A 25,708-nucleotide genomic window follows, 5' to 3' on the forward strand; every position below is an offset into this window, starting at 1 on the left:
GCAGGCCAGCCGTGGCAGGCCGACGCAATGGCTGCGCCAGCCTGCCAGGCGGTGTTACAGCCCTTGTTTCAAGCTGGCTTCGAGGTATTCGTCGATGTCGCCGTCGAGCACCTTGTCGCAGTCGCTGCGTTCGATGTTGGTACGCAGATCCTTGATCCGCGAAGCGTCGAGCACATAAGAGCGAATCTGGTGACCCCAGCCGATGTCCGACTTGCTGTCTTCCATCGCCTGCGAGGCGGCATTGCGCTTCTGTACTTCCTGTTCGTACAGACGCGCACGCAACATCTTCATCGCCGTGTCTTTGTTGGCATGCTGCGAACGTTCGTTCTGGCAGCTGACCACGGTGTTGGTCGGCACGTGGGTGATACGCACCGCCGAGTCGGTGGTGTTGACGTGCTGGCCGCCGGCACCGGAGGAGCGGTAGGTGTCGATGCGCAGGTCGGCCGGGTTGATGTCGATTTCGATGTTGTCATCGATTTCCGGCGAGACGAACACGGCCGAGAACGAGGTGTGGCGACGGTTGCCGGAGTCGAACGGGCTTTTGCGCACCAGGCGGTGGACACCGATTTCGGTGCGCAGCCAGCCAAAGGCGTACTCGCCCTTGATGTGCAGGGTGGCGCCCTTGATACCGGCGACTTCACCGGCCGACAGCTCCATGATGGTGGTGTCGAAACCGCGCTTGTCGGCCCAGCGCAGGTACATGCGCAGCAGGATGTTGGCCCAGTCCTGGGCTTCGGTGCCGCCGGAGCCGGCCTGGATGTCCAGGTAGGCGTTGTTGGCGTCCATCTCGCCGCTGAACATGCGGCGGAATTCCAGCTTCTCGAGCTGGGCACGCAGGCGCTCGACTTCGGCGGAGACGTCGTCGACGGCGCTCTGGTCTTCTTCTTCGGCCGCCATTTGCAGCAGGTCGCGGGCATCGCCGAGGCCGGCGTTCATTTCATCGAGGGTGTCGACGATCTGCGCCAGCAGCGAACGCTCGCGGCCCAGTTCCTGGGCGTAGGCAGGGTTGTTCCAGACAGCGGGATCTTCAAGCTCGCGATTGACTTCGGTCAGACGCTCATGCTTTTGATCGTAGTCAAAGATACCCCCGAATGGTTTCGGAGCGCTCGGACAGGTCCTTGATGCTGTTAAGGATCGGGTTGATTTCCATGGCGGGCAGCTCTCGTGCGTAACGTGTCAAAAGCCGGAGAGTATACCGCAGCCGGCCAATGACAGCAGCCCGCCGAGCAGGGGACGGGCTTTTTTTTTGGAAGATCGGGCGGCCTAGCCCTGATCCCCGACCACTACCTGATTGCGCCCGGCATGCTTGGCCGTATACAGGCCCTTGTCGGCGGCCAGGATCAGCTCGCGGCAATGGCTGCCCTGCTGCGGAGTCATGGTCGACAGGCCGATGCTCACCGTCAGGCAGGCATCGGCCTGGGGCGCGATGTGGGGGATGTTCAGGGCGGCAATGGTCTGCCGCAGCTTCTCGGCAACCAGCCGCGCGCCGCCAGGCGAGGTGCCCGGCAGCACCAGGGCGAACTCTTCGCCGCCATAGCGCGCCGGGAGGTCGCTGGAGCGGTTGCTGGAATGGCGAATGGCATCGGCGACGCGGCGCAGGGCTTCGTCGCCTGCCAGATGGCCGAAGTTGTCGTTATAGGACTTGAAATAGTCGACGTCGATCATCAACAGCGACAGCTGGGTCTTGTCACGCATCGCGCGACGCCATTCCAGTTCCAGGTACTCGTCGAAATGACGACGATTGGACAGCGCGGTCAGGCCATCGGAGTTCATCAGCCGCTGCAGCACCAGGTTGGTGTCGAGCAGTTGCTGCTGGCTCACGCGCAGCGCACGGTAGGCTTCGTCGCGCTGCAGCAGCGTCAGGTACGACTTGGAGTGGTAGCGTATGCGCGCCACCAGCTCGATGGTGTCGGGCAGCTTGACCAGGTAATCGTTGGCACCGGCGGCGAAGGCAGCGCTCTTGATCAGCGGGTCTTCCTTGGTCGACAGCACGATGATCGGGATGTCCTGGGTGGCCGGATGGTTGCGATAGTCACGCACCAGCGACAGGCCGTCGAGCCCCGGCATGATCAAGTCCTGGAGGATCACCGTCGGCTTGATTCGCATGGCCTGGTTGATGGCCTGCTGCGGATCGGCGCAAAAGTGGAAGTCGATGTTGGCCTCGTCGCTGAGACTGCGACGGATGGCTTCACCGATCATGGCCTGGTCGTCCACCAGAAGTACCATCGACTTGTTGTTGTCGTTGGACCTGAAGGCTTCGATCTGTAGATCAATCATGCGTTGTCACCTGGATACTGCCTACGCGGTGGCTCGAGTTCATCGTGAAAATACGTCCATCAGTCGGGGTGCGATCCGCTCCAGCGGACGAATTTCAACAGCTGCGTCAATGGCCGCCGCCGCTTTGGGCATTCCGTAGACAGCGCTGCTCTGCTGGTCCTGCGCGATGGTCAGGAAGCCGCGTTGACGCATCGACTTCAAGCCCTGTGCGCCGTCGCGGCCCATGCCGGTGAGCAGTACGCCCACTGCATCGCCATTCCAGAATTGCGCCACGCTTCGGAAAAAAACATCTATGGAGGGCCGGTAGATCTCGTCCACCGGTTCTGCCGTGTAGGTTAAGGTACCATTTTTCAGCAGACGAATATGATGATTGGTGCCTGCCAGTAGCACAGTGCCAGCCAACGGCATTTCTCCGTCGCGGGCCAGACGCACCGGCAAGCCGGCTGCGCTGCTCAGCCACTCGGCCATTCCGGCGGCGAACACCTGGTCCACGTGCTGGACCAGCACGATCGCCGCCGGGTAATCGCGTGGCAGCCCCTTGAGCAGGATTTCCAGCGCGGCCGGGCCGCCGGCCGACGAACCGATGGCCACCAGTTTCTGCCGCACGCCGGCCGAGCGCGGCAGCGGCAACTCGCTGCGCACCGCCGGGCTGCGCTGGCCCACCAGCCAGCCGATATTGAAGATCTTGCGCAACAGCGGCGCTGCGGCTTCGCGAGCGTCGCCCACCCCCAGTGTAGGGGTGTCGACCACATCCAGGGCGCCATGGCCCATGGCCTCGAATACGCGGTGGACGTTCTGCTGGCGGTCGACGGTGACGATGACGATGGCGCAGGGCGTATTGGCCATGATCTGCCGGGTGGCTTCCACGCCGTCCATGACCGGCATGATCAGGTCCATGAGGATCAGGTCCGGAGTCACGGCCTGACAGCGCTCGACCGCCTCACGACCGTTGGCGGCCACCCATACCACGTCATGGGACGGTTCGAAGGCGATCGCGCGACGCAGCGCCTCCACGGCCATGGGCATGTCATTGACGATGGCGATCCTCATCCCCGCGCTCCTCCGATCAACTCAACCACCGCATCGAGCAAGGCATCGTCGTGGAAACTGGCCTTGGCCAGATAATAATCGGCCCCGGCGTCGAGGCCGCGGCGGCGGTCCTCTTCCCGGTCCTTGTAGGACACCACCATGACCGGCAGCGATTGCAGGCGGGTGTCGCGGCGCAGCAGGGTCACCAATTCGATACCGTCCATGCGCGGCATGTCGATGTCGGTGATCAGCAGGTCGAAGTCCTCGCTGCGCAACGCGTTCCAGCCATCCATGCCGTCGACGGCCACCGCAACGTCATAGCCACGATGGCTGAGCAGCTTGCGCTGCAGCTCGCGGACGGTGAGCGAATCATCCACCACCAGTACCCGCTTGCGAGCCGATTCGGCCTGTTGGCTGCGCTTGTCGATACGCTCCAGGCGGCCGGTATTGAGCAGCTTTTCCACCGAGCGGAACATGTCTTCAACGTCGATGATCAGCACCACCGAACCATTGTCGAGCAAGGCACCGGCGGAAATATCCTGGACCTTGCCCAAGCGGGCGTCCAGCGGCAGCACCACCAGCGTACGCTCGCCGATGAAGCGTTCCACGGCCACGCCGTAGATCGCTTCACGGTCGCGAATCACCACCACCTTGAGGCTCGCTTCGTCGCCCTGGCTGGCCGGCCTCTGCAGCAGCTGGCTGGCGGCAACCAGCCCCACATGGCGGTTCTGGAACCAGAAGTGCTGGCGCCCCTCGAGCTGGATGATGTCTTCGGCCGGCAGGTCCATGGTGTGTTCGATGTGGGCCAGCGGAAACGCATAGGCCTCGCCCCCCACTTCCACTGCCAGGCTGCGCACCACCGACAGGGTCAGCGGCACCTCGATATGGAAGCGACTGCCCTGCCCTGGCACTTGAATCAGTTCGACCGAGCCGCGCAGCTGGCGAATCAGGTGCAATACCGCATCCAGGCCAACGCCGCGGCCCGAGACCTCGGTTACCGTGTCGCGCATGCTGAAGCCGGGCAGGAACAGAAAGCTCAGCAGCTCTTCTTCACTGAGCTGCTCCACCGTATCGGCGGCCGACAAACCGCGCTGGACGATACTGCGGCGCAGCGCGGCAAGGTCGACACCCGCCCCGTCGTCGCTCAGCTCCACCACCAGCAAGCCCGCCTGGTGCGAAGCGCGCAGCACCACGCGACCTTCGGCGGGCTTGCCGGCCAGCAATCGCTGCTCGGCGGTTTCGATGCCGTGGTCGACGGCGTTGCGCAGCAGGTGGGTCAGGGGCGCTTCGAGCTTTTCCAGCACGTCGCGATCGACTTGGGTCTTCTCGCCTTCGATATCCAGGCGCACCTGCTTGCCCAATGAACGACCGAGGTCGCGGACCATGCGTTCCTGACCACCGAGCATGTCGGCGAATGGGCGCATGCGGCAGGCCAGCGCCGTGTCGTACAGCAACTGCGCGCGCTGGCTGGCCTGCCAGCCGAAATCGTCCAGTTCGGCGGTCTGCTGCAGCAGCATCTGCTGGGTCTGATCCAGCAGCGACTGCGCCTGCGCCAGGGCGTCGCGTACCTCTGCGCTGTGGCCCTCGAGCTGCAATTGTTCGCCAAGCCCGCCAAGCGCGCGGATGCTTTGCGCCTGCATGCGCTTGAGGCGCTGCATGGTCAGCAGATAGGGCTTGAGGCGCTGGGTTTCGACCAGCGACTTGCTCGACAGGTCCAGCAGGCTGTTCAGGCGTTCCGCCGTGACCCGCAGCACGCGCTCGCCGGTATCGCTGACCCGGCGCGCCCGGCTGGCAGGTAGTTCGGCGGCCGAGTCGTCCTGGCCCGGCATCGCTTGCGACGGATCGATGTCCCGAGGCGGCTCGGGCGCGACCTCCATGGGCGGCTCGGCAGGCGCGAGCAGGACGGCCGATACGGGCACGCTGACCTGTACCTGCGCCGCCGCGGCCGCCAACGGGTCCATCACTGCGGCCATCTGCGCCTCGTAGGCATCGATATCGAGGGTACCCGGTGCGCCAGGGCCGGGCGTGCCGACGCGCATCAGCAGGTCGGTGCCCAACAGCAGCGCATCGATGTGTTCGGGCATCAGGTAGACACGCCGCTCCTGCGCCGCGACCAGGCAGTCTTCCATCACGTGAGCCACACGCACCCCGGCATCCAGGCCGACGATGCGTGCCGCACCCTTGAGCGAGTGGGCCGCGCGCATGCACGCTTCCAGTTGATCGGCCTGGGTCGGATTGCGTTCCAGGGCCAGCAGCCCGGCATTGAGCACCTGGGTCTGGGCCTCGGCTTCCAGGCTGAACAGCTCCAGCAACGAGGCGTCGCGCATCTGTTCCGGGGTCATGTCAGGCTCCGGTTCATGGCGATCAGCAGCGCCTTGTCATCGAGCAGGCGCACACTGCGCTGGCGAAACGGCAGAACTCCTTGAGTGAAACGGGCGCCCGCCTGGGTGGTGGCGGTAGACGCCTGTTCGAGCTCGACCAGGTCGATCCGATGAATGCCATCCACCTCTTCCACCGGTACCACCACCGAGCCGCCGTCTATGGCGATGATCAGCATGCGTGGCATGACGCGCGCCGAAGCGGCCGGTGCGACGTGCTGGGTGTCGATGCCCAGCAGTTCCTCCAACGCCAGGCATGGCACCAGTGCGCCGCGCACGTTGGCGACCCCGCGCAAGGCGCGCGAACGCTGGTGCGGCAGCGAATGCACTGCCTGCACCGGCGCCACTTCGACCAGGCAGCGGGTGGCCAGCGCCAGCCACTCATCGCCCAGGCGAAACAGCACCAGCGACCTGCTTTCGACCCGGCCCAGGGTTTCGCTGTAGTGCATCGGCGCGTGCTGGCGGTCCAGCGCGTAGCGGTCCAGCAGGCGCACGGCCGCCGAGGCGTACACCGCGCAATTGCGGCAGTGGATATGCTCGGCGAGCAACGGGCAGGATTTGTCGCCATGAATGCCAATACGGTTCCAGCAGTCGTCGATCTGCTGGGCGTCGCTGTCGATCAGGTCCAGGGCGGTCATCGCTTATGCTCCTGGACATGCGGGCGGTCGTTGCGTGCGGCGCGCTCCTGCAGTCGCCGCGCCCCGGCAATGTCGCCCTGGGCGGTGAGCAGCATGGCCAGGTGGGCCAGGGCCTCGGCGTGCTGCGGGTCGAGGTACAGCGCCTTGCGGTAATAACCCTGCGCCTGCAGCACCTGGCCGCCGACATCACTGAGCAAGCCCAGCCAGTAGAACACCTGGGGGTCGGGACCGTGGCTGCGCAGGAACGCGTCGCACGCGGCCTGCGCCTCGGCACTCTTGCCTTCGTTGGCCAAGCGGGCGATCTGCGCGAGCAGACCGGCGCCATCGCTTGCCACTGCCTCGGCGGCATTCGCCACCGGCAGCGCACGGGTTCGCGTTCGCACGGGCAACCTGCCCGGCTCGGGCAACAACTTGATCGGCATCTGCAGGCGCGCCGTTGCCGGGGGCAGCGGCGTGAGCGTTGGTGCGACGTGGCGATCGCGGACGAACGCGAAGGACTGGGCAATACCGATCGGACGCATGCCCAACCGTGCCAGCAGGCTGCCTTCGGCAGGACCGATGAACAACGCGCCGTCTTCACGGGTGAATTTCTTCAGCACTTCGAACACCTGCTGCTGGGTCGGCAGGTCGAAATAGATGAGCAGGTTGCGGCAGAACACGAAGTCATAGGGCGATTCACCGCCCAGCAGCAACGGATCGAGAATGTTACCGACCTGCAAGCGAACCTGGGCCCGAACCTGAGCGTCGAGCAGATACCCCTCGTCCGCAGGCACGAAATGGCGGTCGCGAAAGGTCAGTGGTGCGCCGCGAAACGAATTGCGGCCATAGATCCCTCGCGTTGCCCGGGCCACCGAAAGGGGGCTGATGTCCACGCCGTCCACACTGAATTGCTGCGGCGCCAGCCCGGCGTCGAGCAAGGCCATGGCGATCGAGTACGGCTCCTCGCCAGTGGAACACGGCAGGCTGAGGATGCGCAACGCCACGCCAGGCCGTTCGGCGAGCCGCGCCTTGGCGACCTTGCACAGCGCGGCAAAGGACTCGGGATAACGCATGAACCAGGTTTCCGGGACGATCACCGCCTCGATCAGCGCCTGCTGTTCGGCCGCCGAACCCTGCAGCAGCTTCCAGTAGGCATCCAGGTCGCGGACATGCGCAGCCTGGCTGCGCTGCGCGACCGCGCGCTCGATCAGCGCCGGGCCTACCGAGGCCACGTCCAAACCGATGCGCTCACGCAGAAAACGTACGAAGCGCTGCTCTTCACCCATCACGATGCATCACCCATCACCCTGTTTCACCCAATACGGAGGCCGCCAACTGCGGTGCGAAAAGCAAGTCGCGCACCGACGGTTCGAGCAGATCCTGTACCCGCAACCACTGCAACAGCCCCTGGCTGTCTTCGAGCACCGGCCCCAGATAGGGCGTGGCACGGTTATGCACTCCCATGGGTTTGAAACCGTTGGGGTCACAGCGAAGGGTTTCGCTGGCGTGTTCGACGATCAGCCCCAGGCGCGCCTCGGGGCCGGCCTGCTCGTGCGGATAGTGCACCAGCACCAGACGCGTGCTGGTGCGCCGCACGGCAGCCACGCCGAAGCTCAGCGCGCTGACGTCCAGCACCGGCACCACCCGGCCACGATGGGCGAACACACCGGCCACCCAGGCCGGGGCATGCGCGACCGGCTTGAGCGGCAGCAGCGGCAGCACCTCTGCGACTTCCAGCGCATCCAGGGCGAAGCGTTCCTGCGCAATGCGAAACAACAGGAACAACTTGCTGCGCGATGTGCCCGGCAATGCGTTCATCAGACTTTGAAGCGCGAGACGCCGCCGCGCAGGCCGGTAGCGACCTGGCTGAGCTCGTCGATGGCAAAGCTGGCCTGACGCAAGGATTCGACCGTCTGGCTGCTGGCATCGCCCAACTGCGACAGGGCGTGGTTGATCTGTTCGGCACCGGTCGCCTGGGCCTGCATGCCTTCGTTGACCATGAGCACGCGCGGCGCCAAGGCCTGGACCTGGCCAATGATCTGCGACAGCTGATCGCCGACCTGTTGTACCTCGAACATGCCGCGGCGCACTTCTTCGGAAAACTTGTCCATGCCCATGACGCCGGCCGACACTGCCGACTGGATCTCTCGTACCATCTGCTCGATGTCGTAGGTGGCCACGGCGGTCTGGTCGGCGAGGCGGCGCACTTCGGTGGCGACCACGGCGAAACCGCGACCATATTCACCGGCCTTCTCGGCTTCGATGGCCGCGTTGAGCGACAGCAGGTTGGTCTGGTCGGCGACCTTGACGATGGTCACGACTACCTGATTGATGTTGCCGGCCTTCTCGTTGAGGATTGCCAGCTTGGCGTTGACCAATTCGGCGGCACCCATCACCTGGTGCATGGTTTCTTCCATGCGCGCCAGACCCTGCTGGCCGGAGCCGGCCAGGGAGGAAGCCTGATCGGCCGCCGAGGTGACTTCACCCATGGTTCGCACCAGATCACGGGACGTGGCAGCGATTTCCCGGGAGGTCGCGCCGATCTCGGTGGTGGTCGCGGCAGTCTCGGTCGCCGTGGCCTGTTGCTGCTTGGAGGTGGCCGCGATTTCGGTCACCGAGGTGGTGACCTGCACCGAGGAGCGTTGCGCCTGGGCGACCAGCGCGGTGAGCTCGGTCATCATGTCGTTGAAGCCCAGTTCGACCTCGTTGAACTCGTCCTTGCGCGCCAGGCTCAGGCGCGTGCTCAGGTCACCGGTGCGCATCACTTCGAGAATCCGCACGATCTTCTGCATGGGCGCCATGATGGTGCGCAGCAGCCAGAGCCCGCAGATACCGGCAACAATGATTGCCACCAGCAGGGAAATCACCAGGCTGACCTTGGCCGCCGCGACCGAAGCGTCAATGGCGCTGGTGGCCTTCTCGGCCGCTTCACGATTGCGGTCGATCAGAGTATTGAGTTGCTTGCGACCTGCCACCCAGGCGGGCGTGAGGTCATCGATGGCCATCTGCTGGGCTTCACTGAACTTGCGCAGTCGATAGGCCTCCAGCACATCGGCCAAGGTCTTTTCATAGGTCACGCGCATCCGCGCGAATTCTTCGAAGGCCGCCTGGTCGTCGCTGTCCTGGACGGTGCTGCGGTAATTGGCCATCTGCTGGGTCAGGCGCTCGGCGAAGCTCTTGTACTGGTCCACGTCGGCCGTGAGCAACTCGCGCTGATAGCTCAAGCCCACCAGTTGTTGGGTGTACACGTAGCTGTCTACCCAGGCGCTGCGGATCATGGAACTGAAGACCACGCCCGGAACGCTGTCGGTGCGTACCTTGGTTTCGTTCGTCTCGATGGTCTGCAGACGTGAATAGGAGACCACGACCATCAACAGCATGATTGCAATGACAACGGCGAAACTCGCCAGAATGCGGTGGCGCAAGGACCAGTTCTTCACAGTCAACCCTCGAAAATTCCTGCAGCTACAAACGAAAAATCGCCTGAGTATAGCCCTACCTCAGACGATTTCGCGCTGGTACCTGACTTTCCTTCATCCGCGAGGGTATTGCCAGTTACTGGCAGATCAATGCGCCACTATTGCCGACCAACGTAAGTTCCGGCAGATGAGTGGCGGCGTCAGCCTTCGGACCTGACCTCCGGGGTCAGACGGCTTCGACTTCGGCCTGACGCACCTGCTTCTCCAGTTCGAGCTTGAGCGCAGGGTCGAGGGCCAACTGCTTGGCCAGCTCGTCCAGATAGGCGCGCTCCATGAAGTGTTCCTGATCCACCATCATGACGCTGGCAATGTACATTTCGGCAGCGATCTCCGGAGTCTTGGCTGCCCGCGCCACGTCTGCCGGGTCCAGCGGCTTGTTCAGTTCGGCGTGCAGCCACTGCTGCAGTTCGTTGTCCGAATCCAGGCGGGTGAATTCGCCTTCGATGAGCTCGCGCTCGCGATCATCCACGTGGCCATCGGACTTGGCTGCTGCCACCAGCGCCTTGAGGATAGCCTGGCTGTGTTCCTCTACCTGCTGGGGTGGCACTCGGTCGACCGTCTGCGGTTCGCCTCGAGGGGCGTTCTGCTGCTGGGCCTGCCAATTGCCGTAGGCCTTGTAGGCAATCACGCCCAGTGCCGCCAACCCGCCGTAGGCCAAGGCCTTGCCACCGTACTTGCGCGCGCTCTTGTTGCCGAGCAGCAAGCCCATGGCGCCGCCGGTCAGTGCGCCCTTGCCGCCGGACAGCAGGCCACCCAGCGCGCCGCCAGCACCGCCCTTGCCCGAGAGCAGGCCGCCGAGCGCGCCGGCAACACCACCGGTGCTACCGGCACCACCCAGGGGGGAAGAACCGCCGCCCTTGTTCTTGAGCAGTTCCTGGCCGGATTTGAACAACTGGTCGAGCAAGCCACGCGTGTTCATTTTTTGGTCTCGTCAATGGGAGATACGTTTGACGAGAGTAAGGGCATTCCGTTGCCTGGCTCGAACGGTGATTTGCTTCGGGATGTTGCGCAAATGTTTGCTCTCAACACTGCGCCTCGACCACCGATCTCGCTGTCGATACAAAGTGCACGGGAAAAAATTTTTACAGGAGTTTGCGAACACATCGGTCATTACGGTATCTGTGTACAGTTCTCTGCGTTTGGACAAGGCAGGCCCAAACCTTCCTACTTGAGCCTCGCCGGTCGCTTGGAGCGACCGAGGTTGATTCAGAACAGGTTATCTATGCACCGCAGGCACCTTCTGAAAGCGTCGATGGCCCTCGCGGCCTATACCGGACTGTCCGGCACCGGATTGTTCGCTGCCCAGGCCCTGGCCGCCACCGCCGACGGCGAAGCCGAACCGTTCACTTTCGACATGCTCAAGGCCCAGGCCAAGAGTCTCGCCGCGCAGGCTTATGTCAGCAACAAGCAGACCTTGCCGCCGACCCTGGCAAACATGACCCCCCAGCAATTCAATGCAATTGCCTACGACGCCAATCATTCGCTGTGGAATGACCTCAAGGGCCAACTGGACGTGCAGTTCTTCCATGTGGGCATGGGGTTCCGCACGCCGGTGCGCATGTACAGCGTCGACGCCGGGCGCAAACAAGCGCGTGAAGTGCATTTCCATCCGCCGCTGTTCGACTACAAGAACACCACGGTGGATACCTCGCAGCTCAAGGGCGACCTGGGCTTTGCCGGCTTCAAGCTGTTCAAGGCACCCAAGCTCGACCGCCATGACGTGGTGTCCTTCCTCGGCGCCAGCTACTTCCGCGCCGTCGATGCCACCGGGCAGTACGGTCTGTCCGCGCGCGGCCTGGCGATCGACACCTATGCCAAGAAGCAGGAAGAATTCCCCGATTTCACCAAGTTCTGGTTCGAGACGCCTGGCAAGGACAGTACCCGCTTCGTGGTCTACGCCCTGCTCGACTCGCCCAGTGCCACCGGCGCCTACCGTTTCGACATTGACTGCCAGGCCGAGCGCGTGGTGATGGACATCGACGCGCACATCCATGCGCGCCAGGACATCGAGCAACTGGGCGTGGCGCCGATGACCAGCATGTTCAGCTGCGGCAACCACGAGCGGCGCATGTGCGACACCATTCACCCGCAAATCCACGACTCCGACCGGCTGGCCATGTGGCGCGGCAACGGCGAATGGATCTGCCGGCCGTTGAACAACCCGGACCGGGTGCGCTTCAACGCCTTCGCCGATGTCGATCCAAAAGGATTCGGCCTGATCCAGACCGACCACGACTTCAGCAACTACCAGGACACGGTCGATTGGTACCACAAGCGCCCCAGCCTGTGGGTCGAGCCCACCACCGCCTGGGGCGAAGGCTCCATCGACCTGGTGGAACTGCCGACCACCGGTGAAACCATGGACAACATAGTTGCCTTCTGGACACCCAAGTCACCGGTCAAGGCCGGCGATGCCCTTAATTTCGGTTACAAACTGTACTGGAGCGCCTTGGCGCCGATCGGTACACCGCTGGCCCGCGTCGCGGCGACGCGCTCTGGGATGGGCGGTTTCACTGAAGGCTGGGCACCGGGTGAACACTATCCGAATGTCTGGGCGCGGCGTTTTGCCGTGGACTTCGCCGGCGGCGGGCTTGAATCGCTGAAAACGCCGATCGAGCCCATCATCACGGCTTCGGGCGGCAAGGTGCAGGACGTTCAGGTACTCGAGCTGCCCGACATCAAGGGCTTCCGCGTGCTGTTCGACTGGTACCCGACCAGCGACAGCGTCGATCCGGTGGACATGCGCCTGTTCATCAAGACCCAGGGGCGCACCCTCAGCGAAACCTGGCTCTATCAGTACCTGCCGCCCGCGGCGGAGAAACGCAAGTACGTGTGATGCGCTGACCTCAGCCAGCATCCTCGCCCGCCCTTTTTGCGGGCGAGGATGACATCACCGAAACGCCGCAGCGCCACTCAGTCGCGAAGGTCCGATTCCACAATCGGCTGGTCGCGATGGGTGGCGCGCTGGTACTGGGCGGGCCATGTGGCCAGACGACCACCCAGGTCTTCGTCGGCGTGCAGCGGCCAGTACGGATCACGCAACAGCTCACGCGCCAGCAGGATGACGTCGGCCTGGCCAGTGCGCAGGATGTGTTCGGCCTGCGCCGGGTCGGTGATCATCCCGACGGTGCCCGTGGCAAGATCCGCCTCTTTGCGGACTCGCTCGGCAAAGCGCGTCTGATAACCAGGCCCGGTCGGGATCTCGGCATTGGCCGAGGTACCGCCCGACGACACGTCGATCAGATCCACACCCAGCGCTTTCAGGCGCTTGGCCAGCTCGACGGTCTCGTCCGGGTTCCAGCCGTCTTCGACCCAGTCGGTGGCCGACACACGCACGAACACGGGCAATTCTTCAGGCCAGATATCGCGAATCGCCTGGGTGACTTCCAGAGTCAGACGGATGCGATTTTCAAAGCTGCCGCCGTAACTGTCCTGGCGCTGGTTACTGATCGGCGACAGGAACTGGTGCAGCAGATAGCCGTGCGCCGCATGCACCTCGACCACCTTGAAATTGGCGGTCAGCGCGCGACGGGTCGCGTCGACGAACGCCTGGATGATGTCCTTGATGGCTGCTTCATCCAGTGCGGTCGGCGCGGTGTGCTGCGGGTCGAAGGCGATACGCGACGGGCCCACCGGCACCCAGCCGCCCTCATTGACAGGCACGCTGCCATGCTTGCCCAGCCAAGGCCGCCAAGTGCTGGCCTTGCGCCCGGCGTGGGCCAGTTGGATGGCCGGCACCGCGCCTTGCGAGGTAATGAAGCGGGTGATGCGCTGCAGCGGTTCGATCTGCTCGTCGTTCCACAGGCCCAGGTCTTCAGGCGTGATGCGACCCTCTGCCGTCACTGCGGTGGCCTCGGTGAAGACCAGACCGGCACCGCCACTGGCGCGACTGCCCAGGTGCACCAGGTGCCAGTCGTTGGCCAGGCCATCGACACTGGAGTACTGGCACATCGGCGATACGGCGATGCGGTTGCGCAGGGTCAACTGGCGCAGGGTATAGGGTTCGAGCAACATGCTCATCGGGCACCTCGGTTGGCAGTTTCAGATGGGACGAGAAGCGTCCGCTCGAACACGGCTGCGGACGTGCCTGTCTCGTTCTCGAAGACTAGTCGACAACCGAGCCGCGAGCGTGGTTCCGCGGCCGAGCAGGGTCGTACGGCTCAGCGCGGCTCGATGTGGGTAATCAGCAACTGCACCGTTTCCCGCCCGCGGAACTCGTTGAGATCCAGCTTGTAGGCCAACTGCACCCAGCGTACCGATGGATCGGGCCACACCTCGCGGTCGACGCCGAAAGCGATGCCGTCCAGGCTGACGCTGCCGCACTCGGTCTTGAGCGTCACCTTCAGGTGTCGCTCGCCAACCACCCGCTGCTCCACCAACTGGAACACCCCATGGAACATCGGCTCCGGGAAATGTTGCCCCCACGGGCCGGCATTGCGCAGGGCGCGCGCCAGCTCCAGATGGAATTCCTCGACGCCCAGGGTACCGTCCGACAGCAGGCGTCCGGTCAGGTCTTCCTCGCACAGCTGGGTGCGCACCTGCGCGTCGAATGCCTCGCAGAACGCCGGGAAATTCTCCTGCGGCAGGGTCAGCCCGGCGGCCATCGCATGCCCACCGAACTTGCTGATCAATTGCGGATGCCTGGCCGCCACCGCGTCCAGCGCGTCACGGATATGGAAGCCCTGGACCGAGCGTGCCGAGCCTTTGAGCAGCCCGTCACCGGCGTCGGCGAAGGCAATCGTTGGACGGTGGTAGCGCTCCTTGAGACGCGAAGCGAGGATGCCGATCACACCCTGATGCCATTGCGCATCGAACAGGCACAAGCCAAACGGCATCGACTCCAGCGCCAGGTCCTTGAGCTGAGCCAGGGCCTCACGCTGCATGCCTTGCTCGATCGACTTGCGGTCCTGATTCAAGCCATCGAGCTGCGCCGCGATGGTCTGGGCGCTGGGCAGATCGGTGCTCAGCAGGCACTCGATGCCCAGACTCATATCGTCCAGGCGGCCAGCTGCGTTGAGTCGCGGCCCGAGAATGAACCCCAGGTCGGTCGAGGTGATACGCGCATGCTCACGGCGTGCCACTTCAAGGATTGCCGTGATGCCTGGTCGCGCACGGCCCGCACGAATGCGCTCCAGGCCCTGGTGCACCAAGATGCGGTTGTTGGCGTCCAGCGGCACGACGTCCGCCACGCTGCCCAGTGCCACAAGGTCCAGCAGCTCGCCGATATTGGGCTGCGGCACCTGTGCATAGCGGCCCAGCTGGCGCAGCCGCGCCCGCAGTGCCATCAGCACGTAGAAAATCACCCCGACGCCCGCCAGATTCTTGCTGGGGAACTCGCAGCCTGGCTGGTTGGGGTTGACGATGGCATCTGCAGCCGGCAACTCGTGCCCCGGCAAGTGGTGATCGGTGACCAGCACCTGCAGCCCGGCAGCCTTGGCCGCAGCCACACCTTCGACGCTGGAAATGCCGTTGTCGACCGTAACCAGCAATTGCGGCTCGCGCTGCAGGGCGACTGCGACGATTTCCGGGGTCAGGCCATAGCCATACTCGAAGCGGTTGGGCACCAGGTAGTCGACGTGAGCGGCGCCCAGCAGGCGCAGACCGAGCACACCGACCGCGCTTGCCGTGGCACCGTCGGCATCGAAATCGCCGACGATCAGGATGCGCTGGCGCTGGTCGATCGCCGTCACCAGCAGCTCGACGGCGGCCTCGATGCCCTTGAGCCGCTGAAAGGGAATCAGGCGCGCCAGGCTCTTGTCCAGCTCCTCTGCGCTCGACACGCCACGTGCCGCATAAAGACGATTCAGCAAGGGCGGCATGTCGCCGAGGAAAGGCAGGGTCGGGGGCAACTGACGGGGTTCGATGCGCATGGGGCCTGGGGCGGTTCTCACTGCAAGACAAAGGAAGAAGGTTGAAACCTGGGCGGCCTAGCGCTCGCCCAGCAGCCACTCGAGCTGAACTTCGTGCTGACCGCGGTCATCGGTGACGAACACCGTGCCCTCGCTGATCATGACGTCCCACTTGATGACCCGCGGCATGTCCTTGGCCAGGGTCTCGAGCACCTCCTGAGGCACCGCGGCGATGTTGACGTTCTTCAGGTTCTTCACCGCATCGACCACCTTGGTCTGCCATACGCGCAAACTGCCGTAGGCCAACAGGCTGGTGCGTTCGGTACGCCGCGAACACCAGGTCAGGCGATCGGCATCGGGCAGGCCAACTTCGATCCAATGCAGGATCCGGCCGTCCAGGCTCTTTTCCCACAAGGCAGCCTCGTCGACATCCGACAGACCACGGCCGAAAGACACCTGCTCGTTGTACCACAGCGCGTAGGCAAGCAAGCGCACAGTCATCCGCTCTTCGGTTTCCGAGGGGTGACGCGCGATGGTCTGCTTGACGGTCTGGTAAACGCTGCGGTCAAGATCGGTGAGGTTGAGTTCGAATTTGTAGGTGGTCGACGGCTGGGCCATTAGGCAGGCTTCTTGGGGACAGGAAAAGGCCGACAGTCTACCCGATGCGGGCCCGATCAACGACCACCACGGGGCAGTGCGACCCTGCGGCACGTTTTGATCATGGGTCCGGGTGTGGTAAAGATGGCGCAGTGTTTCAAAAACGGACACCCACGCCCCACACCCCGCGCAAGGAATGCCATGGACTCGTGTTCCAGAACTCTGCCGCCCAGCAGCCTTCTCCTGGCACTGGCGGTGTGCTCGTGCCTGCTCACTTCACCGCTCGCCCATGGTCGCGAGACCATTACATGGCTGCTGCGCGACCTGGCGCCGCTGACCATCGCCAGCGGCCCGGCGCGCAACCTGGGCGCCGTCGACCTGGCCCTGCCGTTGTTGCGCGCAGCCTTGCCCGAGTACGACCACAATGTCCTCAGGGTCAATCGGGCGCGTGCCTCGCAGATGCTTGGCGAACCCGGCCTCAACTGCGACCCTGCGCTGCTCTGGACCGCACAGCGGGCGCGCAGCATTCTTTATTCCGTGCCCAGCATGAATGTGCTGAGCAATGTGCTGATCATGCAGCGCGGCGACCTGCCGCTGATTGCCGAGTTCATGCAAGACGGCAAGGTCGACCTGGGCGCGCTTCTACGCAGCAGAACCCTGGCTCTGGGCATCATTGCCGAGCGCAGCTATGGCCCTGTGGTGGACCGGATTCTCGCCGACACCGACAGCTATCAGCTTCTGGCCCATCATGGCAACGACGCCATGGGCAGCCTGCTGCGCATGGAAAGACTCGGCCGGATCAAGGCGCTGCTCGGCTACTGGCACGAAGCGCGCTACCAGGCACGTCAGGAAGGTCTGGATCCGGAACAGTTGGTGCAAGTCCCCATCGAGGGCTCAGCGCGCTCGCAGTTCATTCATGTCGGCTGCTCCGACAGCCCTGCAAGCCGGCGCGTACTGACAGCACTGAATTCGGTGTTGCTGGAACTCAGGAACGGTCAGTTGGCAGATTTCTACGCCCAATGGCTGACGCCCGCCGAACGGCAGGCGTACTTGCGGGAAACCACTGCGCTGTTCGATGCCCAGCGCAAAGAGGCCATGAGCAGTCAGCGCTGAGTGAGGATTACCCAGGCCGCCATCCATCGATGAATGTCAGACCAGCGCGTGGCTGAAAGCGGCATTTTGCGAAACATTGCGCAGCGCCGCGATCATCGACGGCTCCAGCCGCCCTTCTGCCACCAGAAGATCGCGGTGCAGACCATCGACCACGTCGGTAAACGAACGCAGATCCTCGAACTGACTGCGGTTGACCAAACGCTTGGTCACCACGCTCCCAGCCGCGCTCATCACCACGACCTGGCAATTGCCAAGGCTATCCTGCCCTTCGAGCGTCACGCGATACGGCGTCAGGGCTTCATTGAGCAACAGGCTGATATTCTTCATCGCATCACCACTCGTCTGTTCGAATTCTTAAGGTGCATGACACTGACCCCTGCCCTGCGAAAAAAGTTCTGAGCAAGCCGTGTCAGACTATTACCGAGGTTGCCGATAGAATATGACAGCGCGAATGTAGGACATTTCTGATTATTAGATTTGGCGCCTGCATGCTTAGAAATGGACTACAAAACAGATCAGGAATGGACCACAGGTGTGCCAGAATTCATCGCCTGATTTGCCCGTCACCGGAGCCTGCCTTGACCGACCCACTGATCGCCCCGCTGCGGATCGTGCTGGCCGATGACCATCCGATCTTTCGCGTTGGCCTGCGCGCCGTACTGGAACGAGACCCCGGTTTGCGCGTGGTGGCCGAAGCTTCCTCGCCGGAGGAGCTGACACGCTGCCTGGGCGAAACCGAATGTGGCCTGTTGATCACCGACTTCATGATGCCCTCCACGGAACAGGGCGATGGCCTGCGGCTGATCGCCTACGTTCGCCGGCATTGGCCAAAGCTGCCCGTGCTGGTGGTGACCATGCTGACCAACCCAGGTCTGTTGCGTTCGATCCTCAACCTGGGGGTAGCTGGTTTGCTGGGCAAGGCCAGCCTGGTTAATGAACTCCCTACGGCGATTGCCAGCCTCAAGCGCAACAAACCCTACGTGGCGCAATCGGTGAAGAGCATCCTGGCACTGCCCAGCGATACCCCCGCAAGACGGATCACCGGCCATGTCGACCTGTCACCTCGCGAGCTCGAGATAACGCGACTGCTGGCGCAGGGGCTCTCGGTCAACGAAATCGCCGCGCAGCTCAACCGCAGCAAGCAGACGATCAGTGCACAGAAAGTGAGCGCCATGCGCAAGCTGGGCATCGGCAACGATGCTGCGCTGTATATCTACCTGCAGGCTCACGGGCTGAAATGAACCTGGCCGCGGCAGATGTGCGCAGGGTAGGCGGGCCGTTCTAAGGACGCAAAGGCAAAGACCAGGCGCCCTCGAAGTGACTGATTTCGTGCACTTCCGGCAGGGGCAACAAGGCCCGTGCGCTCATGCTTCGCTGGTAATCCTGCAACAGGCCATGCACTGCTGCGGCCGACACCGGTGTGTGCAGTACGCCCAGCAGCGGTAGCCGATGCTGCCGCGCCAATGCCGTGAACGGTTCCACCGGCTGTGACCCATTGCTGTAGATGACCAGCGCCCGTGCCAACCCGGTTGCGGCCAGATGGCCGATCAGCTCGCCCATGTCCAGGCCGGCCACGGTCATTTCGCAGATGACAATGTCGACGCCCTGGCGCTTCTCCAGCGAAAGGCATGCCGCGTTGAAACTTTGCGCGGTCAGGACATCGAACACGCCACACGCATTGAGCACCTGATGCATGGCGATCAGCTGGTACGGAATGTCTTCAAGCACCAGAACTCTGAGCGAACGCATGAATGAAACCTCGAGTGAGCGCATCGAGCTGCGCATTGACGGGCACTCTAAAGGGCAAGCGGCGCACTTGGGATAGGACAAGTCCGAAAGTTTCCGAGAATTTTCCTAGCAGCGTGCTATCGCCGTTGCCAGCCTGGCGATCTCGCGATTCAGCTCAGCAGCGTGAACGGTCAACTGTTCATCGCTGCCCGACCGGCAGCATGCGTTCACCTTGGCCAGCACGCGTGCCAGAGGTGCGGCATCGATCAAACAAGCGATGCCGTGGAGCCGATGAAGCACTTCGTGCAGCCGCACACGATCGAGCGTCTCGACGCTTTCTGCCAACGTCTGGCTTTCAGCCTCAAGGTTGCGCGAGAGCTCATCGAGCATTCGCCTGATGACCGCGTTATCCGCCTGGGTCAGGTGATGCAGCGCCTGCATGGAGAATGCCGGGCCTTGCTGCATGTCGGCGATGATCTGCGCCAGCTTGTCCAACGCTATCGGCTTGACCAGCAGTTCGTCCATGCCCGCTTCGGCGCAGCGCAACCGCTCGTCCTGCATGGCATTGGCGGTGCAACCGATGAGCCTGACCGGAGGCGCGGCGGACGCGGCCTCCTGCAGGCGGATGGCTTTGCACAAGGCATGGCCGTTCATGCCCGGCATATTGCAGTCGGTCAGCACCAGATCGAAATGCCCGGCCTGCCAGGCCGCCAGCGCACTCACACCGTCGCTGGCGTCCTGCACCCGGTGCCCGAGGAACTGCAACTGCTGGGTCAGTACCATCCGGTTAGCCGACAGATCGTCCACGACCAGTATGTCCAGTGCAGCGCTGTCGGGCCGAGCGTGCACGGTCGGCATCGCGTCCTGTTCAGCCTGATGCCGCACCTCGATCTGCACTTCCACCCGTGTCCCCTCGCCTTCGGTGCTGTGCAGGCTGATCGTGCCACCCATCAGCTGGACCAGCTGCTTGCAGATGCTCAGGCCCAGGCCGGTGCCGACCGATTCCTGTTGCACATCCACGTTACCCTGGACGAACGGCCTGAACAGCCTGGCCTGTTGAGCGGGCGTGATGCCCGCACCTGTGTCGCTGACGGTAATGGTCATGTGCCACTGGCCTGAACTGAGTGGCTGCGCCGCGACCTCCAGGCTCACGCTGCCCTGGCGGGTGAACTTCAAGGCGTTGCCGAGCAAATTGTGCACCACTTGCCGCAATCGCAGCGGATCGAACCAGAACGCGCTGGCCACGCCCGGCGCAATATCGAGGTGCAGCGCTACGCCCTTACGCTGGGCCTGGGCCGAGAACAGGCTGAGCATGCCCTCGAAGAACGGCCTCACTTCGGTTACCTGCTCGGCCAGCAACATGCTGCCCGATTCGATCTTCGCCAGGTCCAGGCTGTCGCCGATCAGGGCGATGAGGTCCCGCGCCGAACGCCAGGCCACTTCCAGCGCCTGCGACACTGGCTGGTCGTCACGCTTGCGGCGTTCACGCTCGAGCTCGAGCAGACCGATGATGGCTGCCATGGGCGTACGGATCTCATGGCTCATGGTCGCCAGAAAAGCGCTTTTGGCCTGGTTGGCCTGTTCGGCAATGTGCCGCGCTTCGACCAGTTGGTCTTCCAGGCGCTTGCGTTCGGAAATGTCGATCCAACCACCGAGCAGGCCCTGCAACTGCCCCTCGGCGTTATAGAACGGCACGATCCATTGCCAGGCGTGAACCTTGCGGCCGCGCATCTGGATCTGCCGATCGGTCGACACCGGCTGCTGATCGTCCAGCAGCCTGAGGTAGTCACGGTGCATCTGCTGCGCTTCGTCGGCATTGACCACGGCGACTTCCAGCAATGTACGACCCTTGATGTCCTGCAGACGGGTGGCAAAGCTCTGCTCGTAACTCTTGTTGCAGGACAACAGTCGCGCCTGCAGGTCGCGGACATAGATGGGCCCGGGAATGCCATCGAGCAGCGCGTGCTGGAATGCCAGCTGATCATTGAGTGCCTGCTCGGCCTTGAGCCGCTGACGAATCTGCGCCTTGAGTCGACCACTCCACAACAGCGACACCGCGCCCAGCACCAGCGCTGCTGCCAGCAGCCAATAGACCCATGTGGCAATGCGTTGCCACATGGGCTCCGGAGGCACTACCGCCCCCAGCCACTTCAGGCGCGCTGCACGCAGTTCCGCGACCGGATAGGCCTCCAGCGCCTTGTTGATGATGGACGTGAGCTCGGGTTCCGAGGCACGAATGGCAAAACGGTCGGGCGACCATTCGCCGTCGACGTTGCGTCCGACCTTGAGCACGCCGGGCGGATAACGGCCGACCGCACGATAGGCGCCGACTTCACTGTCGATGGTGGCATCCGCTTCGCCGCTCGCCACCATCTCGCGTGCCTTGTCGTAGGTGCTGACCAGGCGCAGCTTGATGTGCGGGTACTGGCTGCGGATCGCGCTTTCCAGGGCGTGCTCGGCCGGAATCGCCAGGACCTTGCCGGCCAGCTCGTCCAGATGACCGATGGGCAGGTCCTCGGCGCGCACGATGAACACCCAGCCCTGGCCACCGAACGAATGGCTGAAACTCAGGAAGGCCTTGCGGTCCGGCGTTTCCGAGAGAGTGGTATTCATATCGGCCTTGCCAAGCTTCAGCATTTCCAGGCTCTGGGCCATCGAGTTGGAAGGCAGGTAGACGAACTGCAGTCCCGTCATGTGCGACAGCGTTGCCAGCACTTCACTGTTGAGCCCTACCCAGTTTCCCTGGCGGTCCCGGTACAGGTAGGGAGGATACTGCGTCGCGACCACCCGCACCTGGCGGTGCCGGGCGATCCAGGCTTGTTCGGCAGGCTCCAGCGGTACCCGATGGTGGCCGATTTCCGACCCCAGCCCGGTGGTCCAGCGGGTCAGGATCTCGCGGCGCAAACCATCGTCGAGGCTGGCCAGGGCCCGCTCGACCATTTGCCCCAATATCGGATCGGCGTGGCGACTGGCGATGGTGTAACCCACCGGTGGCAGACCGCTGGGGCCGACGATATCCAGAGCCAGGTAGGGTCGCAGTGCGTTGTAGGCGCGCACGATCACCTCGTTGCTGATCATGGCGTCGACATCGCCCTGGTGCAGCGCCTGCAGGCCACTGCTCAGGCTGGGTGCGACCACGATGCGGCTGTCGGGATACACGCGTTGCACCGTGGCATCGTCGGCATAGCCATCCACCAGCGCGACCTTCTCCCCGGCCAGGCCGCTGCTGTGCTTGCTGCCCGCGCGCCGTACGATGACGCCGCGGTCAGGCATGTACTCCTTGGAAAAGGCCAGGCCGTCGATGGCCTGTTCGAAGGCATTGGCGCTGGTCAGCAGATCGATTTCGCCATCCTTGAGCGCCTGCACCGCCTCGCTGCGCTGGGCAAACCCCAACACCCGCAGATCGACCCCCAGGCGGCTGCCGATCAGGCTCAGGTAGTCGGCACTCACACCTTGATAGCGGTTGCGATCGCTGGTGATGTCGATGGGTTCGTGATCGGCCAGGGAAACACCCACTCTGAGCGTGCCGTGGCGTTGCAGCCACTGCTGTTCGGTGCTGGAAAGGGGCAGTGGAGAAAGCTGCGCGAACGGTGCAACCAAGGCGAAGGGCAGGCTTTGGGCAGCGAACGCCAGGCCGGGCGAAAGGATGGCAACCGCCATGAACAACCCCGCCATCCACGCCGTCACCCCTGCGAGCGTGAGAAACGAGGTCAGTGTGGGTTTCATGCCATGCATCCTTGCCTGCGGGCCAAAGGGGCCCAGGAAAAAGTTGCATAAGCTTGGCACTGTAAAAAGCATAAAGCCCGCATCGGGCGGGCTTTATGTGTTTCAGATCGCGTCAGACGCGAGGCTGCATGCCATCACAGCGGTTTGCCGCGATTACCATGTTGGCTGACGAAGGCTTGTACGGCCGACAGGTCGTTGGGCAACACGGTGCACTTCTCTTCGCGCTCGAACAGATCGACCAGGTGCGCAGGCAACTCCAGAGCCTTGCCTACGCCGGCCTTTTGCACGGCTTCGGGGAACTTGACCGGGTGCGCCGTTCCCAGCACCACCATGGGCGTGTCGAGGCTGCGACGACACTCGCGCGCCGCGCGTACGCCAATGGCCGTGTGTGGATCGAGGACCTCGCCGCACTCGGCGAACACCTGGGCGATGGTCTCGCAGGTTTGCTCGTCGGTGACCGCCAGCGAGTCGAACAGCTTGCGCGCCTCGGTCCAGCGTTCCTCATCGACGCTGAAACCGCCGCCCTGGCGGAAGTTGTCCATCAGGCCTGCAATGGCCGCGCCGTTGCGACCGTGCAGGTCGAACAGCAGGCGTTCGAAGTTCGACGAAACCATGATGTCCATCGACGGCGACAACGTCGCGTGCAGGGTTTGCTTGACGTACTGATTGCCGCTCATGAAGCGGTGCAGGATGTCGTTGCGGTTGGTGGCCACCACCAACTGGTTGATCGGCAGGCCCATGTTGCGCGCCAGATAGCCGGCGAAGATATCGCCAAAGTTGCCGGTGGGCACCGAGAACGCCACCGAACGTGCCGGGCCGCCCAGCTGCAGGGCCGCGTGGAAGTAGTAGACGATCTGGGCCATGATCCGCGCCCAGTTGATCGAATTCACTGCAACCAGCGGCGTGCCCTTGAGGAAACTCTGGTCGGCGAAGCTGTTCTTGACCATTTCCTGGCAGTCATCGAAATTGCCTTCGATGGCGATGTTATGCACGTTGTCGCCGGTAATCGTGGTCATTTGCCGACGCTGAACCGCAGACACACGCTCATGCGGATGCAGGATGAAAATATCGACGTTCTCGCAGTGCTTGCACCCTTCGATCGCGGCCGAACCGGTATCGCCACTGGTGGCGCCGACGATCACCACGCGCTGGTTGCGTTTGGCCAGTACGTAGTCGAGCAGCCGCCCCAGCAGCTGCAGGGCAAAGTCCTTGAACGCCAGCGTTGGCCCATGGAACAGCTCCATCACCCACTCGTTACCGCCCAACTGGCGCAAAGGTGCGACGGAAGCATGGGCAAATACCGCGTAGGTTTCTTCGAGGATCTTCTTGAAATCGGCATCCGGAATGCTGCCGGTGACGAACGGGCGCATGACCCGGAAGGCCAGCTCGTGATAAGGCAGCCCCGCCCACGAGGCGATTTCTTCCTGGGTGAAGCGCGGCAGGTTTTCCGGGACATAGAGGCCACCGTCACTGGCCAGACCGGCGAGCAGAACCTCTTCGAAGTTCAGGGCCGGGGCCTGACCGCGAGTACTGATATAACGCATTGCGAATTCCTCTGGCAGCTGCCGCTTAGTTCAAGTGCTCGACACGGATGCGCACGACCGGGCCGACCACGCCCTGCAAGGCTTCCAGCGCCTTGATGGCATCATTGATGTGCTGTTCGACGACGCGGTGGGTCAGCAGGATCATCGGCACCAGGCCATCGTGTTCCTCGACCTCTTTCTGCATGATCGACTCGATGTTGATGCCACGCTCGGAGAGGATGCTCGCCACCTGCGCCAGCACGCCCGGATGATCCTTGGCCTGAATGCGCAGGTAGTAGGCGCTTTCGCAGGCCTCGATGGGCAGGATCGGGTGAGCGGAAAGCGAATCCGGCTGGAAGGCCAGGTGCGGCACGCGATTCTCCGGGTCCGAGGTCATGGCGCGGACCACGTCGACCAGGTCGGCGACCACGCTCGAGGCAGTCGGCTCCATGCCCGCACCGGCACCGTAGAACAGGGTTGAACCGGCCGCGTCGCCGTTGACCATCACTGCGTTCATCACGCCATTGACGTTGGCGATCAGACGGTCGGCCGGGATCAGCGTCGGGTGCACCCGCAGCTCGATACCGCGCTCGGTGCTGCGCGCCACACCCAGATGTTTGATGCGGTAGCCCAGGGCTTCGGCGTAGTTGACGTCGGCCGTGGTCAGGCGGGTGATGCCTTCGGTGTAGGCCTTGTCGAACTGCAGCGGAATGCCGAAGGCGATGGACGCCAGAATGGTCAATTTGTGCGCCGCGTCGATACCTTCGACGTCGAAGGTGGGGTCGGCCTCGGCATAACCCAGGGCCTGCGCTTCGGCCAGGACGTCCTCGAAGGTACGGCCCTTCTCGCGCATTTCGGTCAGGATGAAGTTGCCAGTACCGTTGATGATGCCCGCGACCCAGTTGATGCGGTTGGCCGAAAGGCCTTCGCGAATGGCCTTGATCACCGGGATGCCACCCGCCACGGCGGCTTCGAACGCAACGATCACGCCCTTCTCGCGTGCCTTGGCGAAAATCTCGTTGCCGTGCACTGCAATCAGCGCCTTGTTGGCGGTGACCACGTGCTTGCCGTTTTCGATGGCCTTGAGTACCAGCTCGCGCGCGATGCCGTAGCCACCGATCAGCTCGATGACGACATCGATATCCGGGTTGCAGGCCACGGCGAAGACATCGTTGGTAATGGGGGTACCGGCGATCTGGCAATTGGGGTTCTGCGAGCGCATCGCAATCTGCGCCACTTCAATACCGCGCCCGGCACGGCGGGCAATCTCCTCGGCGTTGCGCTGAAGTACGTTGAAGGTGCCGCCACCGACGGTACCTAACCCACAGATGCCTACTTTGACCGGTTTCACTCTGAACTCCCCATGAAACGACCGCCTCGATGACGGTCGTG

Annotated in this window: 20 protein-coding genes; 3 read left to right on the top strand and 17 right to left on the bottom strand. The window is 63.4% G+C overall.

Annotation, left to right across the window (positions count from 1 at the left end):
• Positions 1-54 precede the first annotated feature (54 nt).
• The 9 genes from prfB to IFT75_RS09765 form a co-directional block, all read right to left on the bottom strand.
• Positions 55-1,150 (bottom strand): peptide chain release factor 2 gene (gene prfB, locus IFT75_RS09725; protein WP_122475055.1). Its coding sequence is split into 2 segments (ribosomal slippage): positions 55-1,077 and positions 1,079-1,150, totalling 1,095 coding nucleotides; the frame shifts between segments, so codons are not numbered across the junction.
• 113 nt (positions 1,151-1,263) lie between these two features.
• Positions 1,264-2,277 carry a diguanylate cyclase gene (locus tag IFT75_RS09730; RefSeq protein WP_122475057.1) on the bottom strand — a complete coding sequence of 338 codons (1,014 nt, stop codon included), beginning with the start codon at positions 2,275-2,277 and terminating at the stop codon, positions 1,264-1,266.
• A 39-nt stretch (positions 2,278-2,316) separates the two neighbouring features.
• Positions 2,317-3,327 carry a chemotaxis response regulator protein-glutamate methylesterase gene (gene cheB, locus IFT75_RS09735; RefSeq protein ID WP_192054601.1) on the bottom strand — a complete coding sequence of 337 codons (1,011 nt, stop codon included), beginning with the start codon at positions 3,325-3,327 and terminating at the stop codon, positions 2,317-2,319.
• Positions 3,324-5,648 (bottom strand): hybrid sensor histidine kinase/response regulator, encoded by a 2,325-nt coding sequence (locus tag IFT75_RS09740; protein WP_192054604.1) that lies wholly within the window; start codon positions 5,646-5,648, stop codon positions 3,324-3,326. Before IFT75_RS09740 ends, cheB begins: the two co-directional genes overlap by 4 nt.
• Positions 5,645-6,322 (bottom strand): chemotaxis protein CheW, encoded by a 678-nt coding sequence (locus IFT75_RS09745; protein WP_122795255.1) that lies wholly within the window; start codon positions 6,320-6,322, stop codon positions 5,645-5,647. The genes IFT75_RS09740 and IFT75_RS09745 overlap by 4 nt, the downstream gene beginning before the upstream one ends.
• Complete coding sequence (locus tag IFT75_RS09750; protein WP_192054926.1) at positions 6,319-7,587, bottom strand: CheR family methyltransferase; 1,269 nt, start codon at positions 7,585-7,587, stop codon at positions 6,319-6,321. Before IFT75_RS09750 ends, IFT75_RS09745 begins: the two co-directional genes overlap by 4 nt.
• A 16-nt stretch (positions 7,588-7,603) precedes the next feature.
• Positions 7,604-8,119 (bottom strand): chemotaxis protein CheW, encoded by a 516-nt coding sequence (locus IFT75_RS09755; RefSeq protein WP_192054606.1) that lies wholly within the window; start codon positions 8,117-8,119, stop codon positions 7,604-7,606.
• Positions 8,119-9,741, bottom strand: a complete 1,623-nt coding sequence (locus IFT75_RS09760) for a methyl-accepting chemotaxis protein (protein WP_122475688.1) — start codon at positions 9,739-9,741, stop codon at positions 8,119-8,121. Before IFT75_RS09760 ends, IFT75_RS09755 begins: the two co-directional genes overlap by 1 nt.
• Positions 9,742-9,946: 205 nt before the next feature.
• Positions 9,947-10,699 carry a tellurite resistance TerB family protein gene (locus tag IFT75_RS09765; protein WP_185795064.1) on the bottom strand — a complete coding sequence of 251 codons (753 nt, stop codon included), beginning with the start codon at positions 10,697-10,699 and terminating at the stop codon, positions 9,947-9,949.
• 303 nt (positions 10,700-11,002) lie between these two features.
• Between IFT75_RS09765 and IFT75_RS09770 the strand changes: the two genes are divergently transcribed.
• Entirely contained in the window at positions 11,003-12,616 is a 1,614-nt protein-coding gene (locus IFT75_RS09770) for a glucan biosynthesis protein D (RefSeq protein ID WP_122475070.1), read from the top strand.
• A 77-nt stretch (positions 12,617-12,693) separates the two neighbouring features.
• On the opposite strand, the gene IFT75_RS09775 is transcribed toward IFT75_RS09770, so the two are convergent.
• From IFT75_RS09775 to IFT75_RS09785, 3 genes are all read right to left on the bottom strand, one after another.
• Entirely contained in the window at positions 12,694-13,800 is a 1,107-nt protein-coding gene (locus IFT75_RS09775) for an NADH:flavin oxidoreductase/NADH oxidase (RefSeq protein WP_192054608.1), read from the bottom strand.
• A gap of 140 nt (positions 13,801-13,940) precedes the next feature.
• Positions 13,941-15,650: a single-stranded-DNA-specific exonuclease RecJ gene (gene recJ, locus IFT75_RS09780; RefSeq protein WP_192054610.1), complete on the bottom strand. Its 1,710-nt coding sequence runs from the start codon at positions 15,648-15,650 to the stop codon at positions 13,941-13,943.
• Positions 15,651-15,707: 57 nt separating this feature from the next.
• Positions 15,708-16,247, bottom strand: coding sequence for a YaeQ family protein (locus IFT75_RS09785; protein WP_122475075.1), 540 nt, complete (start codon positions 16,245-16,247; stop codon positions 15,708-15,710).
• Positions 16,248-16,427: 180 nt separating this feature from the next.
• Between IFT75_RS09785 and IFT75_RS09790 the strand changes: the two genes are divergently transcribed.
• Positions 16,428-17,339, top strand: a complete 912-nt coding sequence (locus IFT75_RS09790; RefSeq protein ID WP_244652740.1) for a TIGR02285 family protein — start codon at positions 16,428-16,430, stop codon at positions 17,337-17,339.
• 36 nt (positions 17,340-17,375) lie between these two features.
• Here IFT75_RS09790 and IFT75_RS09795 read toward each other — a convergent pair whose 3' ends face one another.
• Positions 17,376-17,666: a DUF3509 domain-containing protein gene (locus tag IFT75_RS09795; protein WP_122475077.1), complete on the bottom strand. Its 291-nt coding sequence runs from the start codon at positions 17,664-17,666 to the stop codon at positions 17,376-17,378.
• A 275-nt stretch (positions 17,667-17,941) separates the two neighbouring features.
• Here IFT75_RS09795 and IFT75_RS09800 point away from each other — a divergent pair, with 275 nt between their 5' ends.
• Positions 17,942-18,580, top strand: a complete 639-nt coding sequence (locus tag IFT75_RS09800) for a response regulator (RefSeq protein WP_244647082.1) — start codon at positions 17,942-17,944, stop codon at positions 18,578-18,580.
• A gap of 40 nt (positions 18,581-18,620) precedes the next feature.
• Here the strand turns inward: IFT75_RS09800 and IFT75_RS09805 are convergent, their stop codons facing one another.
• The 4 genes from IFT75_RS09805 to IFT75_RS09820 form a co-directional block, all read right to left on the bottom strand.
• Positions 18,621-19,088, bottom strand: coding sequence for a response regulator (locus IFT75_RS09805; protein WP_163007386.1), 468 nt, complete (start codon positions 19,086-19,088; stop codon positions 18,621-18,623).
• A gap of 105 nt (positions 19,089-19,193) precedes the next feature.
• The gene (locus IFT75_RS09810; protein WP_244652741.1) at positions 19,194-22,793 is read right to left on the bottom strand and encodes an ATP-binding protein; all 3,600 of its coding nucleotides are present in this window, start codon (positions 22,791-22,793) and stop codon (positions 19,194-19,196) included.
• A 134-nt stretch (positions 22,794-22,927) separates the two neighbouring features.
• Positions 22,928-24,337: a threonine synthase gene (thrC, locus tag IFT75_RS09815; RefSeq protein WP_192054612.1), complete on the bottom strand. Its 1,410-nt coding sequence runs from the start codon at positions 24,335-24,337 to the stop codon at positions 22,928-22,930.
• 25 nt (positions 24,338-24,362) lie between these two features.
• Positions 24,363-25,667: a homoserine dehydrogenase gene (locus IFT75_RS09820; RefSeq protein WP_122475085.1), complete on the bottom strand. Its 1,305-nt coding sequence runs from the start codon at positions 25,665-25,667 to the stop codon at positions 24,363-24,365.
• Between the last annotated feature and the right edge of the window lie 41 nt (positions 25,668-25,708).

This window comes from Pseudomonas sp. CFBP 8758, from assembly GCF_014841725.1.
GTDB lineage: Bacteria > Pseudomonadota > Gammaproteobacteria > Pseudomonadales > Pseudomonadaceae > Aquipseudomonas > Aquipseudomonas baltica.